This window comes from Microbacterium sp. 8M, assembly GCF_902506375.1.
In the GTDB taxonomy this organism is placed as follows: Bacteria; Actinomycetota; Actinomycetes; order Actinomycetales; family Microbacteriaceae; genus Microbacterium.
Map to the genome: position 1 here is coordinate 2,895,167 of NZ_LR733284.1, position 18,955 is coordinate 2,914,121.

Genomic DNA, 18,955 nt, shown 5'->3' on the forward strand with positions numbered 1-18,955 from the left:
CGGATCCGGGTTACTGCAAAAAATAAAGCACACTGCAAATACTGAAGTCAAGTGGTAATCTGAGATCCATGACGAATCAGCACTACGGCCAGTTCTGCGGCCTCGCGCGCGCGGCGGAGATCGTCGGGCAGCGCTGGACGCTGCTGATCCTGCGCGACCTCACGGTGGGGCCACGCCGTTACTCGGATCTGGTCGCAGGACTTCCCGGCATCCCGACGAACACCCTGGCGACCCGGCTGAAGGAGCTCGAGGAAGCGGGCGTCGTCACCCGCACCGCTCCCCACGGGACCGAGCGCTCGGTCGTCTACGCCCTCACTCCGCGCGGCGAGGAGCTGCGGCCGGCGCTGGACGCACTGGGGCTCTGGGGCGCTGGCGGGATGCGCGAGCCCCGCGAGGGCGAGATCGTGACCACCTCATCCATCACGGCCGCCCTCCGCGTGGCCGCGGGCGACGGCGTCGTGCCCGCCGATTGGGACACCACCTACAACGTGCGCGTCGGCGACGTGGAGACGCACGTCGTGATGCAGGGCGGCAGGATCACCGCCGACCCCGGCCTCGCCGAGGATGCGGATCTCGAGATCATGGCGGGTCCGGGGATCCGCGACCTGCTCGCCGGCACGCTGACGCCGCAGGACGCGCTCGCCTCGGGAGCCGTGCAGATCCAGGGCGACCCCGCCCTGTTCGACCGGTTCGCCGAGACGATGCGCGTTCCCTACAGCGCGCACCTGCCCGAACCGGGCGCCCCCGCCGCCGTCAGCGGCTGAGCGCCCGGCGAGACCTCAAGCGCTCGCGTCCTCGAGGGCGAACCGCGCTCCCCGCTCGCCGATCACGGCGGCGGGTGCATTCGTGTTGCCGGTGGTGATGGTGGGCATCACCGATGCGTCGATCACGCGCAGACCGGCGACGCCGTTCACGCGCAGCCGCGGATCCACGACCGCGTCCGGATCCGATCCCATCCGGCAGGTGCCGACCTGATGGTGGTACGTGATCGCGGTGCGGCGCACCCAGTCCTCGACGCCGGCGTCCGAGACCTCCGGTCCCGGGTACGCCTCGACGGCGCCCCACGCGTCCGCGAGGGCCGGCTGGGCGCCGATCCGTCGCGCCTGGCGCACGGAGGCGGCGAGCGCCGCGAGATCGCGCTCGTCCTCGAGGGCGGCGAGGTCGATGAGCAGCGGATCCGCGATGTCCGGGCCGGACAGCCGCAGCGTCCCCCGGCTGTACGGCGTGACGAGGCCGGCCATCAGCGAGAACCCGTCGCCGGGGCCGTGCACGCCGGGGCGGGGTTCGAGCTCGCCCCACATCGGCACGGAGAAGTGGATCGGCTGGGTGTCGGGCTGGGCGAGGTCGTCGCGCGAACGCCAGAACAGATGCGTCTGCGTCACCGAGACGCCCGGCTGCGGCGGGCCGACCGGCTGGGAGGTCGTGAAGATCACGGGCGAGAGCAGATGATCGTGCAGGTTCGCGCCGACGTCCGGCGCGTCCTGGACCACGTCGATGTCCAGCGCCTCCAGGTCGGCACGGGGGCCGATGCCGCTGCGCAGCAGGATCGCGGGACTGCCCAGAGCACCCGCCGCGAGGATCACCTCGTCCGCACGCAGCTCAGATCCTTCGTCCAGCTCAGGGACCGAGGCAAGACGCACGCCCACGGCCGCGCCGTCCTCGACGATCACCGAATGCACCTCGGCACCGGTGACGATGCGCAGGTTCGGGGCGTGCTCGACCGGGCGCACGTACGCCATCCAGGTGTTCACGCGGCGGCCGTCCCGCATCGTGACCTGCTCCTGCGAGACGCCGTCGAGGCTGCCCCCGTTGTAGTCGGGGTTGAAGGCGAGCCCCTCCTCGACCGCCGCATCGACGATCGCCTGCTGGATCGGCACGAGCGGGTAGTCGCCGGTGACGGGGAGCAGGTCGTTCTCGATGGCCTGGTACACGGGCTCGACCTCGGCCCAGCCCCAGCCGGTCGCTCCCGCGGCCTCCCAGCCGTCGAAGTCGCTCGCTGCGCAGCGCACCCAGATCATCGCGTTGAGCGCGTGGGAGCCGCCGGTCACCTTGCCGCGCGGCAGATGCAGGCGGCGTCCGGCCGCGTGCTCCTGGGGCACTGTGGCGTAGTCCCAGTCCTCGACGGCGTGCCACAGCTCGCCGGCGCGGGACGGATCGTGGATCGCGGGATTCGTGTCGTAGCCGCCGGCCTCGACGAGCGTCACATCCCACCCGGCGTCCACGAGACGCCGGGTGACGATGCTGCCCGAGGTGCCGGCGCCGACCACGATGGCGGAGCGGGCCATCGGTTCAGCCCTTCCGGCCGGGCCCGGAGACGACCTGCGGCACGGCCACCGACTTGAGGCCGGCGACGCCGAACTCGAGGCCGTAGCCCGAGCTCTTCACGCCGCCGAAGGGCACCATCGGGTGCAGGCCCCCGTGCGAGTTGATCCACACGGTGCCGGACTGCATCCGGGTCGCCGCCTCGCGCGCGGCCTCGGGATCGCTCGACCACACCGAGGCGCCGAGGCCCACGTCGACCCCGTTGGCGAGCTCGAACGCCTCGTCCACGTCGGAGTAGCGGATGATCGGCAGCGCGGGGCCGAACTGCTCCTCCTGCACGAGCGCGGCGTCGTTGGGGATGTCGGCGACGATCGTCGGACGGTAGAACAGCTCGCCCAGCTCCGGAGCCGGCTCGCCGCCGGTGACGATGCGGGCACCGCGCGCCTTCGCGTCCTCGACGAGGCGCGTGACGATGTCGAACTGCTGCTTGTTCTGCAGGGGTCCCAGCACGTTGCCCTCGTCGAGGCCGTTGCCGATCGGCACGTTGGCGGCGATGCCGGCCAGGGCGTCGACGACCTGGTCGTACAGGGAGTCGTGCACGTAGAGGCGCTTCATGGCCGCGCACGTCTGACCGGTGTTGATGAAGGCGCCCCAGAACAGGTCCTCGGCGATCGCGGCCGGATCCGTTCCCGGCAGCACGATGCCGGCGTCGTTCCCGCCGAGCTCGAGCGTGAGGCGGGCCAGGTTGCCGGCCGAGCTCTCGATGATCTTCCGCCCGGTCGCGGTGGATCCGGTGAACATGATCTTGTCGATGTCCGGGTGCGAGGCGAGCCGCGCGCCCACCTCGCGGTCGCCGGAGATGCCGATCAGCACGTCGGCCGGCAGCACGTCGTTCATCACGGCGAGGAGCGCGAGCACGCTCAGCGGCGTGTACTCGCTGGGCTTGGCGACCACGGTGTTACCCATCCGCAGCGACGGCCCGATCTGCCAGATCGTGATCATGAGCGGCCAGTTCCACGGCCCGATCGCGCCGACCACGCCCGCCGGCTTGTAGACGAGCTCGGCGTGCAGGTTCTCGTCGTCCACGAGCACCTCGGGCTCCAGCACCGTGGTCGCGTTCGTGCGCAGCCACGCCGAACACGCACCCAGCTCGAAGCGCGCGTTCGGGCCGTTCAGCGGCTTGCCCTGCTCACGGGAGAGCAGCACGGCCAGCGCCTCGGCGTTCGCATCGATCGCGTCGGCCGCGGCCAGCAGCAGTTCGCTCCGCTTCGCGTGCCCGAGGGCCTCCCAGCCCGGCTGAGCGGCCTTGGCGCGCGCGATCGCGCCGTCGAGGTCGGCGACGGTCTGCACCGGGGCTCGGCCGATGATCTCGCGCGTGGCGGCGTCGGGGATCTCCCGCCCCGACCCCTGGGGGGCCTGGACGCGGTCGAGCAGCGCGGACGCGGCGGACAGGTCGGTCATCGGTCTCTCCTTCGAGTGTGCGGACGACGATGCGTCAACCCATTCTCGGCAGGGCCCGGTGCCGCGGCTTGTCCTTCCGTGCACGGCGCTCGTCCCCCCGCGAAGGATCCGGATCCGTTCCCGCATTCCGGGCGCAGGGCCCTCCGCCCTAGACTCTGCGCATGACGAGCAGCATCGAGGTCACCGGCGCGGACGGCGAGTCGATCGTCTTCGACGGGGCGACCGTGGCGAAGTTCAAGCATCACGGCAAGCTCGAGACCGCCCGCAATCCCGTGTCGACGTACCGGGAGGTGCGGATCAAGGAGCGCACCTCGCTATTCGGCAAGCCCCGCGATCCCCGCGAGTTCGAGGTCCTGCTGGCGATGTCGTCGATCATGTCGCTGACCGTCGACGAGGCCGGCAAGACCGAGGTGGAGCGACTCGCCGCGGTGCTCGACGCGCAGCGTTCAGCCGCCGGCTGAGCACCGACGTTGCTCAGGTGTGCGCCGCGGCCTCCGCGCTGCCCGCGCGCTCCGCGGCCTCCGTGCGGGCCGCGCGGTCCGCGTCTCCCGCTCCGTGATCGGCTGCGGCCGTGCGCAGGAACACGATGATCCAGCTGAAGATCAGCACGGCGGCGATGAGCTCGACCGCGGTGAGGTTGTAGTAGCCGGTCGCGAAGAACACCCCGAGCAGCGCGATCACCAGCACGTACACCCAGCCCAGCACGACGAAGACCCGCGAGATCCCCCGGAGGAACCACGGCAGCCCGACCACCACCACCGCGAAGCACACCGCCATCCCGGTCGCGACGGTGTTGTGCAGCAGGAAGAAGCGGTCCACCGGGAAGACCCCGACGCACGCGAGCAGGATCCCGATCAGGACGAGTCCGACCCGCACGATCGTGCGACCGCGGTCGTCCCGGGGCTCGGGAACGGGCAGCGCCGCCGTCGCGTAGCGGGCGATCGTGGTCACCATGACCCCGGCGACGATGAGAGTGCCGTTGAACGCGGGCGAGGAGGCGTTGGTCGACATGCCCAGGGCGGAGAGGTTGGTGCGCCACCAGTGCGGATCCGTCGCCTCGAGCATCGCGGTGAGCGCCCCGATCACGAGGTAGACCGCCAGGATCAGCGATACCGTGGTGGGGCTCAGCGCCATCGCGCTCAGGTAGCAGACGTACGCGGTGAGGGCCAGTGCGACGCCGACGAGCACGGCCCCCGGGAAAGGGAACACCGGGGCGTCCCGGAAGGCCGCCTCGAGAAGCGTGGCCAGCCCGAGCAGGGCGAGCAGAGCGACGGCGCCGTGCGCGAGCGCGATCGCCGTCAGCTCGTACCAGCGCAGGCGCTGGCCCGGCGTCGCGAAGCCGTCGTCGCCTGCGCGATCGCGCCGCGTCCCGGGTGCCTCGACGCGCTCGAGGCGCAAGCCTATGCGCCCCGCGAGGAAGCTCAGCACGGCGACCACGGCTCCACCGTACGCGGCCACATCGCCGACCGACCACGGGCCGGTGATCGCGAGGGTGCGGTTCCAGAAGATCACGAGGGCCGCGAGGAACCCCAGCACGAACGCGACCACGCCGGTCAGCAGCGCGTCGCTCTCGCGGATCTGACGCAGCGTCGCGATCGCGCGGGCGGCGCGCAGCCGCCCGGTCAGCCGGTCCCACTCGGCGCGCATCGTTCCCCGCTCCTGTGTCACGTCTCCACCCTAGGGGCGCGGATACCCTGGCATGATGACCCAGACGTTCCGCGCCCGCGCCGCCCTGCTCGACATGGACGGCACCCTCGTCGACTCGACCGCCGTCGTGGAGCGGCTGTGGCTGGCCTGGGCGGAGCCGCACGGACTCGACCCCGAGTTCGTGCTGAGCGTGGTGCACGGCCGCCAGGGCCACCAGAGCATGGCGATCATGCTTCCCGACCGCCCGCACGAGGAGAACCTCGCGGAGAACCGGGAGATGCTCGCCCGCGAGAGCGACGACGTCGACGGCGTCGTGGAGGTGGCGGGCGCCGCGGCGTTCCTGGCGGCACTCGCACCGTTCCCGCACGCGATCGTGACCTCGGCCGACGACCGGCTCATGCGTGCCCGCATGGGCGCGGCCGGCCTCGCCGTGCCCGACGGTCCGGTCACGGCGGAGTTCGTGACCGCCTCGAAGCCGGATCCGGAGGGCTTCCTGCTCGGCGCCCGGCGCCTGGGCGTGGACCCGGCGGACTGCGTCGCCTTCGAGGATTCCGAGGCCGGGATCCAGGCCGCCCAGGCTGCGGGGATGCGGGTGATCGGCGTGGGCGTCGGATCCGCGGCCCACTCGCCGGACGCCGTCGTCCCCGATCTGACGCACGTCACCATCTCCCCCGACGGCGACGGGTTCCTGCTCACGGTCGGCTGACGCCAGCGGCGCGAGCCAACGCGCAGCGCCCGCGCCACGCACGCCCCAACGCGCAGCGCGCGCCACACCGCGAGACTCCATTTTCAGCATGAGACACCACGGCAGACGTGCAGTCTCATGCTGGATCCACAGTCTCGCGCCTCAGGATCCGGATCCGGGATCCGCCCGCAGCGGCCACGGCGCCCAGCCGTCCGGAAGATCGCGGAGGATCGGAAGGGCGGCGGTCAGACGACCCGCGGGAAGATCCTCGGCGCGCGTCTGCCCGGTGGTCGAGCCGTTCGGGTAGACGAGCCGGAATCCCACCTCGGACCGGCTGGTCACGCTCTCGACATAGTCTCCGGAGACGACGGCGAGAACCGTGCGCTCCAGTTGGTCCACCTCGTACTCCCACGGGGAGTCGCACGCGTCGCACCCGCACACGGGGTATGCGAAGTCGTGCAGCAGCCCGGCGTGCACGATGACGCCGGGGAAGGTCGTGAAGACGAACGTCAGCGCCGCGGAGGCGGCATCGGCGGGCCGCACGCGCACCGCGCGCTGAACCTCCGGGTGCGGGCGGAGCAGATCGTCGGCAACCTCCGGGCCTTCGTCGAGTTCGACGTCGTAGGTCGCTCGCAGGTGGCCGATCAGGGCATCCGCGACGGTGTGCAGTGGGAGATACCGGTCCGGGTGCGACACGGCCGAGTACGCCTCCTCCGGCGGGGATCCGGCCCAGCGACGGCCGTACGGGATCACCCGTCCGTCCGCATCGCGGAACACGCGTGCGTCGATCGCCGGCCGCACATATGCGCTCATGCCTCGATCCTGCCGCAGCCCTCAGCCCAGCGCAGCCGCCACGGCGGCGCGGCCCTCGGCAGCGGTCGCAGCGCCGAGCGCCGCCGCAGCCGCGCGGCGGCAGTCCTCCGCGGTCACCGCGCGCAGCCGCGCCGCCACGCGGGGAAGCGATCGCGCCGTCATCGACAGGCTGGTGACGCCGAGGCCGACGAGCACGGGCGCGATCGCCGGATCGCCTCCGGCCTCACCGCACACGCCCACCGGCTTGCCCAGGGTGCGCCCGGCGGCGCCGACGGTGCCGATCAGACGCAGCACCGCCGGCTGCCACGGATCGTTGAGCGCGCCGAGCGGCGCCGACAGCCGGTCGGCCGCCATCGTGTACTGGGTGAGGTCGTTGGTGCCGAGGCTCACGAAGTCGACGACATCGAGCAGTTCCGCGGCGAGCAGGGCGGCGGCGGGGGTCTCGATCATGATCCCGGCCCGCGTGATCCCGGCCGACCGGCACGCCGCCACGAAGTCGCGCGCCTCGTCGACCGTGGCCACCATCGGCGCCATCACCTCGACGTCGGCGCGCTCCTGTGCCGCGGCGGCGGCGATCGCCGCGAGCTGATGGGCGAGCAGGGCGGGGTGCGCCCGCGCGACCCTGAGCCCGCGCACGCCGAGGGCGGGGTTCTCCTCGTCCACCGCCGTCGCGAACGGGAGGGGCTTGTCGGATCCGGCGTCGAGCGTGCGCACCACGACCTTCCGTCCGGAGAACGGGGCCAGCACGCCCCGGTAGGCGTCCGTCTGCTCGGAGACGGTGGGCTCGGCCGCGCGGTCGAGGAAGCAGAACTCCGTGCGGAACAGGCCGATGCCCTGCGCATGCGCCTCCGCCGCGGCGCGCGCCTCTGCGGCGCCGCCGACATTGGCGAGCAGCGGCACGGGCGTGCCGTCGGCGAGCGCCCCCGCACCGTCGAACGCGGGCACCGCCTCGGATGCGGCCGCGCGCCGCTGCTCCGGCGGGTCGAGCTGGACGACGCCCGCCTCGCCATCCACGAGCACGACCGTCCCCGCCCGGATGCCGGTCGCCCCGGCAGCGCCCACCACGGCGGGGAGTCCGAGGGCGCGCGCGAGGATCGCGGTGTGCGAGGTGGGGCCGCCCTCCTCGGTGACCAGCGCGACGCACCGGCTGCGCCCGAGCGCCGCGGTCTCCGCCGGGGCGAGGTCGCGCGCGACGAGCACGAACGGATCCGCACGATCCGGGATCCCCGGCACCTCGCGCCCGGTCAGCCGTGCCACGATGCGGTCGCGCACGCTGTGCACGTCCGCGACGCGCTCCGCCATGCGGCCGCCGAGCCCGCGCAGCATCTGCGCCTGAGCCTCGGCCTCGTCCCACACGGCGCGGTCGGCCGGCACGCCCTCGGCGCGCACCCGCGCGGCGGCCCCCGAGGCGAGCTCCGGATCCTCGGCCAGCAGCGCGGTGGCCTCGAGGATCTGCACCGCCTCGCCGTCGGCGCGCGCCGCGTCCGCGCGCAGCGCTGCGGCGACCTCGGCGGCGGCCGACGCGATGCGCGCGGCCTCCGCCTCACGGCGGTCGCCCGGCAGCCGGTCGGCGTCGGGCGGCGCGGCGATCGCGGCCCCGAGCTGCGCGACCGGGGCCACGGCGACCCCGGGGCTCACCCCGAGACCGGTGAGCGTCGCGCCGGGTGTCAGAGACCGTTCCGAGTGCACGGGCGCCGCCGACGGAGCGCCCGCGTCCGCACCCGGCACCCCCTCCATCTCGCCGAAGCCGTCGTCGAACAGCGCGGCCACGCGCGCGACCGCTTCCGGATCCCCGTCCAGCTCGACCCGGTCGCCGGCGCGCGCGCCGAAGGCGAGCAGGCGCATCATGCTCGCCGCCGGGACCGCCTCCCCCTCGGGCAGCCGCCGCAGCGTCACCGGCGCACCCTGGGCCGCCTGCGCGATCAGGGCGGCCGGCCGCGCGTGCACTCCTGCGGGGTTGCGCACCACCACGGTGCGCACGGCGGCGCCCTCCGGCCGCGAGACCGCAGACGCCGGCACGCTCTCCTCGCGCGCGCTCGTCTCCGGCGCGCCCGCGTCGAGCCCGAGGCCCCCCGACCCGGCCTGCGCCTGCGGCTCGTCCTCCAGCTGCGCCGACTTCGCGATCAGCGCGCTGTCCGCCTCAGCGGCGACCTGTTCCAGCGGCGCCCCCTGCGCCGCCGTCACGGCAGCCGCGAGCAGCCCCTCCACGAACGGCGCGGATGCGAGCCGCACCGGCACCTCGCTCGCGCGCAGCTCGAGGGCGAACTCGGCGCTCATCACCGCGGAACCGAGGTCCATCAGCACGAGCACGCCATCGCAGGAGACCGCCAGCTCGTCGATGGCCTCGGCCACCCGGGTCGCGTCCGTACCCAGGATCGGCGCACCCTCGGCGTCCACGCCGGCGCCCGCGGCGAGCGCGATCGGCACCGCCGCCCCCGGCACCATCTGCGCGGCGAGCTCCTGCGCGGCCTCGGCCAGGCGCAGGCTGTGCGACACGGCGACGATCCCGACGGTCCCCATCAGCGCACTCCTCCTCGGTCCGGTCTTGGGTCCGCCGTACTGTCCGGCGGTGGGACTGCGGGTCAGCCGGCGACGGCCGCCGCGAGCGTCTCGAACAGCAGGGTCGCCGACGCGGATCCCGGATCCATGTGCCCGGCGCTGCGCTCCCCGAGGTAGCTGGCCCGGCCCTTGCGCGCGACGAGATCGATCGTGGCGTCGCGTCCGGCGGCGGCCGCCTTGGCGGCATCCGCGGCAGCAGAGGCGGCGGATGCTCCGCCGGCCAGCGCCGCGTCCATCGCGTCGAGAGCCGGCGCGACCGCGTCGAACAGCGTCTTGTCGCCGGCCTCGGCCTTGCCGCGCGCCACGATGCCCTCCAGACCCGCGCGGAGCCCCGCCGCGAGGGCGGCGGGCTCGACATCGGTCACCGCACCGAGCGTCGCGCCGAGCCGCAGGAAGAACGTGCCGTACAGCGGCCCGCTCGCCCCGCCCACCGTCGACACGAGCGTCATGCCCACGGTCTTGAACAGTTCGTCAGCGGTCGCGGGTGCCGTCTGCTCGACCTTCTCGACCGCCGCGGTCATGCCGCGCGCCATGTTGGCGCCGTGGTCGGCGTCGCCGATCGCGGAGTCGAGCTCGGTGAGCCAGTCGCGCTGCGCCACGACGGCGTCGCGGAAGCGGCCGAGCCAGTCGACGAGGACGGTGAGCGGGATGGTGTTCGACATGCAGATGCTCTCCTGTGAGGTTCGGTATGACCCGCTCAGGTCGCGATAAGTGCACCAACGCCTGTCGTTTGGCGCAGTTTTCGCGACCTGAACTGGAATTGCGGCGGTTCTCAGGCGCCCCAGCGCAGGCCGGGGGTCACCACGGGGGCGTCCCACAGCCGGATGAGCTCGTCATCGGCCTTGAGCACGGTCACCGAGCATCCGGCCATGTCGAGCGAGGTGATGTAGTTCCCGACGAGGTTGCGGGCGATGCTCACGCCGGCCTTCTGCAGCAGCGTCGCCACCTCGCCGTACATGAGGTACAGCTCGATGAGGGGCGAGGCGCCCATGCCGTTGAGCATCACGATCGTCGGGGATCCGGTGAAGTCCATGTCGGCCAGGATCGGCTCCACCAGCTGAGCGGCGATGTCCTTGGCCGGCGCGAGCGGCACGCGGTGCCGCCCGGGCTCGCCGTGGATGCCGATGCCGATCTCCATCTGGTCCTCGGGCAACTCGAACGTCGGCTTCCCCGCGGCGGGCACCGTGCAGCTGGTCAGCGCCATACCCATCGAGCGTCCCTGCCCGTTCACGCGCGCTGCGAGGTCGGCCACGGCGGCGAGATCCTTCCCCTCCTCGGCGGCGGCGCCCACGATCTTCTCCAGCAGCACCGTGAGGCCGACGCCGCGGCGTCCCGCCGTGTAGAGCGAATCCTGCACGGCGACGTCGTCGTCCACCACGACCGAGCGCACGTCGATGCCGTCCATCGCCGCGAGCTCCGCGCCCATCTCGAAGTTCATCACGTCGCCGGTGTAGTTCTTCACGATGTGCAGCACGCCCGCGCCGCGGTCGATCGCCTTCGTGGCCACCTGCATCTGGTCGGGCGTGGGCGAGGTGAACACCTCCCCCGCGCAGGCGGCGTCGAGCATGCCGGTCCCCACGAAGCCGCCATGCAGCGGCTCGTGTCCGGATCCGCCTCCTGACAGCAGAGCCACCTTGCCCTCGTCCTTGCGCACCGCGCGCAGGATGACCCGGTTCGCCAGGTCCACCTCGAGCTCCGGGTGCGACAGGGCGAGCCCGCGCAGAGACTCCGCCAGCACGTCCTCCGGGGCGTTGATGAGCTTCTTCATCCTGCGACCTCCTTGTTGCAGTTCACCGAGCACCGTTGCGGTTCGACCCGCACCGTCGCCGTCCGGCCGGCACCTGACGGGCGGTCCGTGTCCGATCGGCATTCCGCGTCCTGCTGGCGACCGACGCCGGGAAGCCCTTGCGTCCGGCAGTGCCGCACTCCAGAATCGGAATACTTTTCGTTAATGTCGAATATGCGATGAGGATGTCGGATTGTCAAGGATCCGCCTCCGGATCCGCACCGCCGCCGCCGAAGCCGTCGAGGAGGGAGCCGAAGCAGATGATCCAGGCCATCGATCGCGCCGCGAAAGTGCTTGAACTGCTGCAGGGCTCCCGCCACCTCGGCATCACCGACCTCGCCACCGCCCTGCAGCTGCCGCCCTCGACGGTGCACGGCATCGTGTCGTCGCTGCGCGAGCACGGCCTCGTGGCGAAGGAGCGCGGCGGCCAGCGGTACATGCTGGGCCCGACGCTGCTGAAGCTCTCCAGCGTCTACCTCGACTCCCTCGACGTGCGGGCTCGCGCCATGCGCTGGACGCAGGACCTCGCGCGCCGCACCGGGATGGCGGTGCGGCTAGGTGCGCCGCACTTCGCGGAGGTGCTCGTGATCCACCATGTCCTCCGCCCCGACGACAGCCCGCAGATGCTCGAGACCGGCGCCGCACTGCCCGCGCACGCGTCCGCGATGGGCAAGGTGCTGCTCGCACACGACCTGGGCTTCCAGCGCGCCGTCTTCGCCGACCCGCTCGCCAGCCTCACCGGCGACACGGTCACCGACGCGACCGCGCTGGTGGCAGCACTGCCGACGATCGCCGAGCACGGGTTCGCGACCGAGACCGACGAGGCGGTGCTCGGCGAGTCGTCGCTCGCGTCGCCGATCGCGGACGCACGCGGCGACATCGTCGCGGCGGTCGCCGTCGTGTTCCCGACGGCGGACGGGCCCGCCCCCGACACAGCACTGCACGCGCTGCGGGACACGGCGCGCAACATCTCACGCGAGCTCGGCGCGACGGTCTGGCCCCCGCGGATCGCCCCCGCCGAAGACTGAGACGCGCTCTCCGGTCGCGCCCGAGGACGGCGGACACCGGCCGGCAGCCAGGGACAGTCGACGCCGCCGCCGCGCCGCCATTTGCAGAAAATATATAGACCGGTCTATTCTGGATCCATGACAACCAAAGGGGATCTGACCAAGGCACGGCTCGCGGAGTCGATGCTCGAGCTCATCCAGACCAGCGGGTACAGCGGCACCGGACTGAACGCCGTGATCGACCACGCCGCAGCGCCGAAGGGATCGGTGTACTTCCACTTCCCCGACGGGAAGGAGGGCCTCGGCGTCGCCGCGGTCGACCTGGCCGCGAAGCAGTTCGAGTCGCTGATCGCGGAGGCCGCCGCGTCCGCGGGCAGCCCGGCCGCAGCAGCCCGTGCCGTGATCGAGGCGCTGGCGACGATCGTCGGCGAGAGCGACTATCGACTCGGATGCCCGGTCTCGGTGGTCACGCTCGAGATGGGCGCGGAGAGCGAGCGCCTGCGGCAGGCCTGCGCCTCCGCCTTCGAGTCGTGGATCGCGCCCACGGCGGCACTGCTCGAGACCGGAGGCGTCGAGCCCGCCCAGGCGCGCACCCTGGCGACGGTCGTGGTCTCCACGATCGAAGGAGCGGTGATCGTGTCCCGCGCCACGCGGAGCACCCAGCCCCTGCATGCGGCCGCCGACGTCGTCGCGGATCTCGTCGACCGGAGCCGCCAGAGCGCGGGAGGAACGCGATGACCGCGCAGGAGACTCGCCATGCCCTGGTGTTCGGCGCGTCGGGGCTGATCGGCCGGCATCTCGTGCTGACCCTGGCGCAGACCGGCGCGACCGTCACGGCGGCCGTTCGGACCGCCGAGTCCGGAGCCCGCGTCGAACGCTGGCTCCGCGAGCACGGCCTCACGCGGAGCATCCGCACCACGATCGTCGACTTCGACGCGCCGGAGATCGTCGAAGGCGGCGCTGCGGCCTTCGCGGACGTGACCGAGATCCACTGCTGCGCGGGGGCCTTCCGGTTCGGCATGTCCGCCGAGGAGGCGCGCCGCGCGAACGTCGGCATCGCGGAGAAGGTCGTCGACTTCGCGGCGGAGCTTCCGGCGTTGCAGCGGCTGGTCTACATCTCGGGCTACCGCGTCGGCGGACAGGATCCGACGGCGGTTCCGTGGTCCGCGGAGCATCGCGCGGCGGTCTACAAGGAGCTGGGCGGCTATGAGGCGTCCAAGGTGGAATCCGACGCCGTCTTCCAGGCCCGGGCCCTGGAACGACGAGTCCCCTGGACGATCATCAACCCGGCCACCGTGATCGGCGACAGCACGACCGGGGAGACCGAGCAGTACATCGGGATGACCAAGACCATCGAACAGATCTGGGACGGCACGGCCGCAGCACTCCCCGCCGGCGACTCGACGTTCCTCCCGGTCCTGACGGTCGACTACATGGCGGCCTTCATGGCCGCCGCCGCGGTCGATCCCGAGGCGGTGGACAGAGCGTTCTGGGTCATGGACGACGCCACCCCGCCGCTGCAGGAACTGCTCACCCGGGCCGGCAGGCGTCTCGAGGCGAAGGTTCCGCGCCTGAGGATCCCCGTCGGTGTCATCAAGCGGCTCCCGGAGTGGGTCACCAAGGCCGACCCGGAGACGCTCGGCTTCCTGTCCTCCGACCGCTACCCGACCGGGCCCGCCGTCGAGCTCGCCGCGAGGCACGGCATCCCGATGCCGGACGTGAGGCTCTCCATCGATCGGTGGGTCGACTACCTGGCGGCGCACCGTTTCGGCGCCGCCACAGCCGGCGACCGCCGTTTCGTCGATGCCGGCGGCGTGCGGACCTTCGAGCTCGGCGCACCCGAATCCGCCCGGGTGATCCTGCCGGGGCTGCCGGTCAACGCGGATACCTGGGCCGAGGTGGCCTCGGCGCTCGTCGCACGCGCCGTCGACCTGCCCGGGCTCGGCCTCAGCGGAGGGATCGGCGTCGATGACTGGGGGCGGTGGCTCCCCGGACTGCTCGGCGACGAACCCGCCGAGCTCATCGGCCACTCGATCGGCGCGGCCGCAGCCGTCGTCGCGGCGGATCGCTTCCCGGAGCGCGTGGCGTCGCTCACCCTGGTCGCTCCGTTCTTCCTGCAGGCCCCGGCGAGCGCCGCGACCAGGTTGCGGCCGTTCGTGTCCGCATACCTGCGGCGCCTCGATGCGCCTCGGCTGTCGCGGCAGCTGACCGGATCGGAGGAGAGCGCGGCCGCCCTCGAATCGAGTGTCAGCGACCTCAAGCGGGGCACCGCCTCGCGCGTGGCCGCACAGCTCGCCCGTGCCGGGTCGCCGCGGTGGCGTGCCGAGCTGCGGGCGGCGCTGGGACGATTCCGCGGGCCGGTACGGATCGTCACGGGAAGCGACGACCCGCTCACGCCGGAAGCGGCCGAGTGGCTCGCCTCGCTTCCGAACGCGGAGCTGATCTCCATCCCCGGTGCGGGACACCATCCGCAGCTGACCCACCGCCGCGCTCTCTCCGAACTGCTCGAGGCAGCGCGGGTCTGAGACGGCCCCTGGCCCTGCCGTCGACGGTTCAGGCCGTCGGCGGCAGGCCCTGGTCCTCTTCGCGCACGGTGCCCTTGGCCGACCACGGGAAGTCGATCCAGCGATCGGTGTCCTTCCACGCGTAGTCGGGCTGGATGATCGTGGTGGGCTTGGTGTAGATCGTGACCGAGCGCACATCGGCGCCCTTGTCCTTGAGCAGCTGGACGGCGAGCGCGAGCGTGCGCCCGGAGTCCGCGACGTCATCGACGAGGAGGACGCGGCGTCCGTCCAGGTAGTCCATGTCGAGTGCCGGGGGCAGCACCTCGGGAGCGTCCAGCACCGTGCCGATGCCGGTGTAGAACTCCATGTTGATGGCACCGCAGTTCTTCGCACCCAGGCCGTAGGCGATCGCGCCCGCCGGCAGCAGCCCGCCGCGGGCGATCGCGACGACCACCTCGGTCTCGAAGCCGGAATCGAGGATCCTGCGCGCCAGATCGCGCGTCGCGCTGCCGAAACCGTCCCAGGTGAGCACTTCGCGCTCGATCGCCGTATCCGTCATGGATCCATTCTGCCGTGCGGACGGATGCGAGCGGACCATGGATCCGGCGCCGTCGTCGCGATCCGCTCAGCGCTGGTCGAAATCCTCGAAGATCAGGGTGGTGCGTGTGGAGCGGACGGCGGGGATGGCCTGGATGTCCTCGAGGACGATGCGGCGGAGGTCGCGCGCGTCGCTCGCCCGCACCAGCAGGATCACGTCGAAATCGCCGCCGACGAGGGCCATGTGCTCGATCTCGGGGATGCGCTGCAGCCGCTCCTGCACCTCCTGCCACGCCGGCTGCTCGAGCGCGAGCATCACATAGGCCGAGGCGTGATGGCCGAGCAGCACGGGGTCCGTACGCACCGTGTAGCCCGTGATCACGCCGGAGTCGGTGAGGCGCTTGATGCGCGCGTGAGCCCCCGCACGGGAGATGTGCACCGCCTCGGCGATGCCGGTCATCGAGGCGCGCGCGTCGCGGCGCAGCTCGTCGAGGATCGCCCGGTCGACGTCGTCCAGCTCCGGCATGGGCGCGTCCTCCTGTCGTCATGCTGTTGACACTCTGCATCATTCTGACGGCATGGATGTTCAATCGTCCAGATCCACCCGGATCCCATTGGACGAGTGCGCCCCGCGACGCACACTGGAGACATCACGTTCGGCAAGGAAGGCGGACCCGATGCAGCACACGATGCCTGCCCGCAGCGACGCGCGCGACGCGGATCCCCGCACGCTGCTCCCCCGCGACGAGCCGGTGCGCCTCATCGACGAGACGGGCGCCGCGCACGTCGACGACCACTACCTCATGCCCGCCGACGAGCTGCTCGGCCGCGCCTACCGGGGCCTCGTCGAGGGCCGCCGCATCAACGACCAGGCGAACGCCCTCGTCCGCCAGGGGCGCCTGGCGGTGTACCCGTCCTCGCACGGACAGGAGGCCTGCCAGATCGCCGCGTCCCTCGTGCTCGGCGATCACGACTGGCTCTTCCCGACTTACCGCGACTCCGTGGCGGTGATCTCGCGAGGCGTCTCCCCCGCCGACGCCATGGTGCTGCTCAAGGGCGACTGGCACTCCGGCTACGACCCGCATGAGCACCGGGTGTCTCCGCAGACCACGCCGCTGGCGACGCAGCTGCTGCACGCGGTCGGCTTCGCCCAGGCCGCGAAGCACCGCGGCGAGGACACGGTGGTGCTGGCGATGTGCGGCGACGGCTCCACGAGCGAGGGCGACTTCCACGAGGCGCTGAACTTCGCGGCCGTCTTCCACGTACCGGTCGTCTTCTTCGTGCAGAACAACGAGTTCGCGATCTCGGTGCCGCTCTCACGGCAGACCGCGGCGCCCTCGCTCGCGCACAAGGCGATCGGCTACGGCATGCCCGGGCAGCGCGTCGACGGCAACGACGTCGCCGCGCTCCTCGCCGTGCTGGGCGAGGCCGTGGATCGCGCCAGGGCGGGCGGCGGGCCCGCGCTCGTCGAGGCGCACACCTACCGCATGCAGGCGCACACCAACGCCGACGACGACACCCGCTACCGCGAGCGCGCCGAAGTGCAGGCGTGGGCGGCGAAGGATCCGCTCACCCGTCTGCGCGCGCATCTGACCGCACGCGGCCTGCTCGACGAGGCCCGCGAGAAGGAGCTCGCCGAGGGCGCCGAGGCCATCGCCGCCGCACTCCGCGACGCGCTCAACACGGATGCGGACCTCGACCCCGAGGACCTGTTCCGGTACGTGCGCAGCACGCGCTCCCCGCAGCTGCAGGAGCAGTGGCACCAGCTGCGGGACGAGCTCGAACGCTCCGCATCCCCCGTCGAAGGAGGCACCCGATGACCATCGCGCACGAGGACGTCCGCGTGGACGCCGCCCACCCCGAGAGCCCCACGACCTCGACCGTGCAGACCATGACCATGGCCGCGGCCCTCAACCGCGCCCTCGCCGATGCGATCGAGGCGGACGACGCCGTGGTCGTCTTCGGCGAGGACGTCGGCGCGCTCGGCGGCGTCTTCCGCATCACCGACGGTCTCACCGCGCGCTACGGCGAGGACCGGTGCTTCGACACCCCGCTCGCCGAATCCGGCATCGTCGGCACCGCCGTGGGCATGGCGATGAACGGGATGCGCCCGGTGGTCGAGATGCAGTTCGACGCGTTCGCGCTGCCCGCATTCGAGCAGATCGTGAGCCACGTCGCGAAGATGGGCAATCGCACCCGCGGTGCGGTGCGCCTGCCGATGGTGATCCGCATCCCGACCGGCGGCGGCATCGGCGGCGTCGAGCATCACTGCGACTCCTCCGAGGCGTACTACGCGCACACGCCGGGACTGACGGTGGTGTGCCCCTCGACCCCGCAGGACGCGTACTCGCTGCTGCGCGCGGCGATCGCGTCGCCGGATCCGGTGGTCTTCCTGGAGCCGAAGAAACTGTACTGGACCAAGGGCGAGGTCGACACCTCCGTCGTCGCCGAGATCGGATCCGCGCGGATCGCCCGCGCCGGCACCGACGTCACCCTGATCTCCTACGGGTCCTCGGTGGCGACGTGCCTCGAGGCCGCCGAGATCGCGGCCGGCGAGGGCCGCAGCGTGCAGGTGGTCGACGTGCGCACGCTCACCCCGTTCGACGACGCGACGGTCACCGCCGCGGTGCGCTCGACCGGACGCGCCGTGGTCGTCGCCGAAGCCCCGGGCTTCGCGAGCGTGGCGAGCGAGATCCAGTCCCGGGTGTTCGAGCGCTGCTTCGAGTTCCTCGAGGCGCCCGTGCGCCGGGTCACCGGCTTCGACGCCCCGTATGCCCCGCCGAAGCTCGAGCACTGGTACCTGCCCGACGCCGACCGCGTGCTCGACGCGATCGACACGCTGCACTGGCTCGACGAGCACGGAGAAGAAGCATGACCACCGCGACGACCAGGGTCTTCCGGCTGCCCGATCTCGGCGAGGGCCTCACCGAGGCCGGCCTCGTGCAGTGGCTCGTGCAGGTCGGCGACACGATCCGCACCGACCAGGCGATCGCCGAGGTGGAGACCGCGAAGAGCGTGGTCGAACTTCCCTCGCCCTACGCGGGGGTCGTCGTCGCCCTGCACGGCGCGCCCGGCGACACGATCGATGTCGGCGCGCCCGTGCTCGAGGTGGCCGATCCGGACGCATCGGCCGACCCCCGGTTCCTGAGCGAGCGCAGCGGGACGAAGGACGCCGCCGCGCCCGACGTCGAGAAGGAGGCGTACCGCGCCGAGGAGCGGGCCGGATCCGGATCCGGGAACGTGCTCATCGGCTACGGCACGACCGAGCGCGCCGCCTCGGGACGCCGCAGGGCCCGCCGCGCCGGGCCCGTGCGCGGAGACGGTCAGCCCGCGGGACGGCCGAGCGCGGCCCCGGCCGTGGCAGGCCCTGATCGATCCCCGAGCGAGCCCAGCGAAACGCCGCGCCTTCAAGCGACCCCCGCTCCGGACCGGTTCCTGAGCGAGCGCAGCGAGACGAAGGACGCCCCGGTGCTCGGCCCCGTCCCCGTGCGCTCCCCCATCGTCCGCCGACTCGCGCGCGACCTCGGCCTCGACGTGCGCCGGATCACCCCGACCGGCGCGGACGGCGCGGTCACCCGTGCCGATGTGCTGCGGGCCGCCGTCGACCAGGCGGTGGACGGCCTGTCCCTGCACGGGCTGTCGGCGCCCGGAGCCGGCGGCCGCTCGGCGTCCGCCCCCGCCCCCGCCCCCGCAC

At 72.4% G+C, this 18,955-nt stretch carries 18 protein-coding genes; 9 read left to right on the top strand and 9 right to left on the bottom strand.

Annotation, left to right across the window (positions count from 1 at the left end; all coding sequences use genetic code 11):
* Positions 1–68 precede the first annotated feature (68 nt).
* Positions 69–764 carry a winged helix-turn-helix transcriptional regulator gene (locus AERO9AM_RS13770; RefSeq protein WP_159576654.1) on the top strand — a complete coding sequence of 232 codons (696 nt, stop codon included), beginning with the start codon at positions 69–71 and terminating at the stop codon, positions 762–764.
* 15 nt (positions 765–779) lie between these two features.
* Here AERO9AM_RS13770 and AERO9AM_RS13775 read toward each other — a convergent pair whose 3' ends face one another.
* A complete protein-coding gene (locus tag AERO9AM_RS13775; RefSeq protein WP_159576655.1) occupies positions 780–2,285 on the bottom strand; it encodes a GMC family oxidoreductase in 1,506 nt (501 codons plus the stop codon).
* A 4-nt stretch (positions 2,286–2,289) separates the two neighbouring features.
* Entirely contained in the window at positions 2,290–3,723 is a 1,434-nt protein-coding gene (locus AERO9AM_RS13780; RefSeq protein ID WP_159576656.1) for an aldehyde dehydrogenase family protein, read from the bottom strand.
* A 161-nt stretch (positions 3,724–3,884) separates the two neighbouring features.
* On the opposite strand from AERO9AM_RS13780, the gene AERO9AM_RS13785 reads away from it, so the two are divergent.
* A complete protein-coding gene (locus AERO9AM_RS13785; protein WP_159576657.1) occupies positions 3,885–4,184 on the top strand; it encodes a hypothetical protein in 300 nt (99 codons plus the stop codon).
* Positions 4,185–4,197: 13 nt separating this feature from the next.
* On the opposite strand, the gene AERO9AM_RS13790 is transcribed toward AERO9AM_RS13785, so the two are convergent.
* Entirely contained in the window at positions 4,198–5,391 is a 1,194-nt protein-coding gene (locus AERO9AM_RS13790) for a DUF998 domain-containing protein (RefSeq protein WP_236602624.1), read from the bottom strand.
* A gap of 34 nt (positions 5,392–5,425) precedes the next feature.
* Between AERO9AM_RS13790 and AERO9AM_RS13795 the strand changes: the two genes are divergently transcribed.
* On the top strand, positions 5,426–6,076 hold the full coding sequence (locus AERO9AM_RS13795) for an HAD-IA family hydrolase (RefSeq protein ID WP_159576658.1): 651 nt from the start codon (positions 5,426–5,428) through the stop codon (positions 6,074–6,076).
* 141 nt (positions 6,077–6,217) lie between these two features.
* On the opposite strand, the gene AERO9AM_RS13800 is transcribed toward AERO9AM_RS13795, so the two are convergent.
* The 4 genes from AERO9AM_RS13800 to dhaK all read right to left on the bottom strand — a co-directional run bounded on the left by AERO9AM_RS13800 (position 6,218) and on the right by dhaK (position 11,195).
* Positions 6,218–6,868, bottom strand: a complete 651-nt coding sequence (locus AERO9AM_RS13800) for a DUF6226 family protein (RefSeq protein ID WP_159576659.1) — start codon at positions 6,866–6,868, stop codon at positions 6,218–6,220.
* Between the two features lie 21 nt (positions 6,869–6,889).
* Positions 6,890–9,388, bottom strand: a complete 2,499-nt coding sequence (ptsP, locus tag AERO9AM_RS13805) for a phosphoenolpyruvate--protein phosphotransferase (RefSeq protein WP_159576660.1) — start codon at positions 9,386–9,388, stop codon at positions 6,890–6,892.
* A 62-nt stretch (positions 9,389–9,450) separates the two neighbouring features.
* Positions 9,451–10,089 carry a dihydroxyacetone kinase subunit DhaL gene (gene dhaL, locus AERO9AM_RS13810; RefSeq protein ID WP_159576661.1) on the bottom strand — a complete coding sequence of 213 codons (639 nt, stop codon included), beginning with the start codon at positions 10,087–10,089 and terminating at the stop codon, positions 9,451–9,453.
* A 110-nt stretch (positions 10,090–10,199) separates the two neighbouring features.
* Positions 10,200–11,195, bottom strand: a complete 996-nt coding sequence (gene dhaK / locus AERO9AM_RS13815) for a dihydroxyacetone kinase subunit DhaK (protein ID WP_159576662.1) — start codon at positions 11,193–11,195, stop codon at positions 10,200–10,202.
* Positions 11,196–11,473: 278 nt separating this feature from the next.
* On the opposite strand from dhaK, the gene AERO9AM_RS13820 reads away from it, so the two are divergent.
* The 3 genes from AERO9AM_RS13820 to AERO9AM_RS13830 all read left to right on the top strand — a co-directional run bounded on the left by AERO9AM_RS13820 (position 11,474) and on the right by AERO9AM_RS13830 (position 14,745).
* Positions 11,474–12,241, top strand: a complete 768-nt coding sequence (locus tag AERO9AM_RS13820; RefSeq protein WP_159576663.1) for an IclR family transcriptional regulator — start codon at positions 11,474–11,476, stop codon at positions 12,239–12,241.
* A 117-nt stretch (positions 12,242–12,358) separates the two neighbouring features.
* A complete protein-coding gene (locus tag AERO9AM_RS13825) occupies positions 12,359–12,958 on the top strand; it encodes a TetR/AcrR family transcriptional regulator (protein ID WP_159576664.1) in 600 nt (199 codons plus the stop codon).
* The gene (locus tag AERO9AM_RS13830; RefSeq protein ID WP_159576665.1) at positions 12,955–14,745 is read left to right on the top strand and encodes an alpha/beta fold hydrolase; all 1,791 of its coding nucleotides are present in this window, start codon (positions 12,955–12,957) and stop codon (positions 14,743–14,745) included. The genes AERO9AM_RS13825 and AERO9AM_RS13830 overlap by 4 nt, the downstream gene beginning before the upstream one ends.
* A 28-nt stretch (positions 14,746–14,773) precedes the next feature.
* Here AERO9AM_RS13830 and AERO9AM_RS13835 read toward each other — a convergent pair whose 3' ends face one another.
* Both AERO9AM_RS13835 and AERO9AM_RS13840 read right to left on the bottom strand, forming a co-directional pair.
* Positions 14,774–15,283 carry a phosphoribosyltransferase gene (locus AERO9AM_RS13835; RefSeq protein WP_159576666.1) on the bottom strand — a complete coding sequence of 170 codons (510 nt, stop codon included), beginning with the start codon at positions 15,281–15,283 and terminating at the stop codon, positions 14,774–14,776.
* 66 nt (positions 15,284–15,349) lie between these two features.
* The gene (locus tag AERO9AM_RS13840) at positions 15,350–15,787 is read right to left on the bottom strand and encodes an Lrp/AsnC family transcriptional regulator (protein WP_201298646.1); all 438 of its coding nucleotides are present in this window, start codon (positions 15,785–15,787) and stop codon (positions 15,350–15,352) included.
* 151 nt (positions 15,788–15,938) lie between these two features.
* On the opposite strand from AERO9AM_RS13840, the gene pdhA reads away from it, so the two are divergent.
* From pdhA to AERO9AM_RS13855, 3 genes are all read left to right on the top strand, one after another.
* A complete protein-coding gene (gene pdhA / locus AERO9AM_RS13845) occupies positions 15,939–17,081 on the top strand; it encodes a pyruvate dehydrogenase (acetyl-transferring) E1 component subunit alpha (RefSeq protein WP_236602625.1) in 1,143 nt (380 codons plus the stop codon).
* Positions 17,078–18,136 (top strand): alpha-ketoacid dehydrogenase subunit beta, encoded by a 1,059-nt coding sequence (locus AERO9AM_RS13850; protein ID WP_159576667.1) that lies wholly within the window; start codon positions 17,078–17,080, stop codon positions 18,134–18,136. The genes pdhA and AERO9AM_RS13850 overlap by 4 nt, the downstream gene beginning before the upstream one ends.
* The coding region (locus AERO9AM_RS13855; RefSeq protein ID WP_201298647.1) for a biotin/lipoyl-containing protein at positions 18,133–18,955 on the top strand (823 nt) is incomplete at its 3' end. The genes AERO9AM_RS13850 and AERO9AM_RS13855, both read left to right, overlap by 4 nt.